General features: G+C 72.9%; 2 protein-coding genes and 2 pseudogenes. 1 reads left to right on the top strand and 3 read right to left on the bottom strand.

Translation table 11 applies throughout. The features are described from left to right. The coding region (locus tag GH736_RS21625; RefSeq protein WP_328596943.1) for a hypothetical protein at positions 1 to 615 on the top strand (615 nt) is incomplete at its 5' end. Positions 616 to 648: 33 nt separating this feature from the next. On the opposite strand, the gene GH736_RS21620 is transcribed toward GH736_RS21625, so the two are convergent. The 3 genes and pseudogenes from GH736_RS21620 to GH736_RS21610 all read right to left on the bottom strand — a co-directional run. Continuing rightward, positions 649 to 1,065 (bottom strand): heat shock protein transcriptional repressor HspR, encoded by a 417-nt coding sequence (locus GH736_RS21620; protein WP_159606970.1) that lies wholly within the window; start codon positions 1,063 to 1,065, stop codon positions 649 to 651. A gap of 15 nt (positions 1,066 to 1,080) precedes the next feature. After that, positions 1,081 to 1,704: pseudogene (locus tag GH736_RS21615) on the bottom strand (DnaJ C-terminal domain-containing protein); the annotation flags it as partial. Positions 1,705 to 1,889: 185 nt separating this feature from the next. After that, positions 1,890 to 2,165 (bottom strand): annotated as a pseudogene (locus GH736_RS21610) (beta-galactosidase); the annotation flags it as partial.

Raw genomic sequence — 2,165 nt, 5'->3', positions numbered from 1 at the left:
CTCGCGCCGCTCGCGGCATCCGTCGCGGTGCTCGGGCTCGCCCTGACCTTCGCGCTCGCGCCCCAGCCCGCGGCGATCACGGCGCCCTCCGCGGCATCCGACACCCTCGGCGGCGATACCCAGACGTTCGACGTCGCCGCCGACATCGCGGCGCCGACGGTGTCGCACGAGTCCTACGTCACGACCACCGGATCGCAGACGCTCGTCGAGGGCGGCACGAACCTCGACTGGGCCAAGCTCGTGCTCATCGAGGGCGACTGGCCGGTCACCGAGGAGAACGTCACGTTCATGATGCGGTGGATGCGCCAGGAGAACGGCGCCGACAACTGGTGGAACCGCAACAACCCGCTGAACAACGGGCAGGGCTCGGGCGGCGGATCGGGCCTCGGCAGCTACCCGAGCCTCATCGAGGCGGCGTTCTACGCGGCGCAGAACCTGCAGTCGGGCCGCTACCCCGCGGTCGATGCGGCACTCGCGCGCGGCGACTCGGCGGATGCGACGGCGCAGGCCATCTGGGCCTCGGCGTGGGCGTCGAGCCACTACGGCTACGGCACCCACTGGAGTTCGCGCCCGTACGAGGTCATCGAGGCGCCGGCGTCCGCCTGGGGGCGCTGAGCCGACGCGAGCCCGTGGGCGTCGTGCGTGCGACTAGCCGCGCTCGAGCGGCCGCCACACGACGACGGCGTTCTCGCGGCGCACCCGCGTGCCGGCGCGCAGCGACACGATGTCGCCCGCCGACCCCGCGGCGAAGACGCGGCGCCCGGGTCGATTGAGCAGCTCGTCGGCGAGCATCCCCTCGAGCTCCCGCACGCGGTCGCGCAGCATCGTCACCTCGTCCTCGAGGTCGAGCACGCGTCGGATGCCCTCGAGACTCACGCCCTCGCTCGACAGCTGGGCGATCTCACGCAGCTGCGCGACGTCGCGCATCGAGTAGCGGCGGGACTTGCCGGCGGTGCGGGTGGGCGACACGAGGCCCAGGCGGTCGTACTGCCGCAGCGTCTGCGGGTGCATGCCGGCCAGCTCCGCCGCGATGGAGATCACGAAGAGGGGGCTGGTCTCGTCCATGCTCACGGCCATGGCCTAGCGCTGCGCCCGTGCCTTGGCGAGCAGGTCGTCGCGCGGGTTCTCGTCGGGCAGGAGCGCCGCGAACTCCTTGAGCTTCTCCTCGGCCTCCTTCGAGAGGTGCGACGGCACGGCCACCTGCACGACCGCGAGGAGGTCGCCCGTGCCCTTCGAGGTCTGCACGCCGCGGCCCTTGACGCGCAGCACCCGTCCGCTGGGCGTGCCGGGCGCGACCCGGAGCTTCACGGGCTCGCCACCGAGCGTCGGCACCTGGATGGTGGCGCCGAGCGTCGCCTCGGTGAACGTGACGGGCACGTTGACGCGCAGGTTGAGGCCGTCGCGTTCGAACACGGGGTGCTTGCGCACGTGCACGGTGAGGATCAGGTCGCCGGGCTCGCCGCCGTCGGGCGACGGGTGCCCCTTGCCGCGAAGCTTGATCTTCTGTCCGTCGGCCACGCCCGCCGGGATGCGCACCGTGATCGGCTTGCCATCCGAGGTCTCGAGCGTGATCTGCTCGCCCTTGGTGGCCGTGATGAAGTCGAGGGTCGTCGAGGCCGTCACGTCGCGCCCGCGCGACGGACCGCCGAAGCCGCGGTAGCCGCCGCTCGGCTGCCCGAACCGGCCGCCGCCGAAGAGCCCGCCGAGCAGGTCGTCGCTGACCTCGACGTGGTAGCCCGCGCCGCCGATGATTCCCGCGAGCGCGGCGCTGGTCTCCGCGAAGCGGTGCCACGGATCGGCGTACCGGCCGGACCCGCTGAGGATGACGGCGCGCATGCCACCACCTCCTCCGCCCTCGCGTGCATCGTAACCCCCTGAGGAGTTCGCCGTCATCGCCCGACCACCATGGCCCACTCGTGGGCGCCGAGGCGCACGCCGTCGACCTGCTCGCCCGACACGGCGTCGGTGCCCAGCACGGCGACGTCGACCGGATCGGTGCCGTGGTTGATGACGGTCACGAGTGCACCGCGACGCGCCGCCTCGACGTGCTCGGGTAGGCCCGCGACGACGGGTTCGACGCCGGCGTCGGCGAGCACGTGGTCGACGACGGCCTGCACGCCCGCCTCGTCGGGGACGGTGGCCAGGTACCGGGCGACGCCGCGTCC

Source organism: Agromyces humi (assembly GCF_009720255.1).
Classification (GTDB): Bacteria; Actinomycetota; Actinomycetes; order Actinomycetales; family Microbacteriaceae; genus Agromyces; species Agromyces humi.
The sequence above is the reverse complement of the archived record's forward strand: the minus strand, read 5'-3'. Positions and strand labels throughout refer to the sequence as shown.

Excerpts from the sequence above, each read along its gene's own strand:
- GH736_RS21620 (WP_159606970.1), bottom strand. The coding sequence starts at position 1,065 with ATGGACGAGACCAGCCCCCTCTTCGTGATCTCCATCGCGGCGGAGCTG.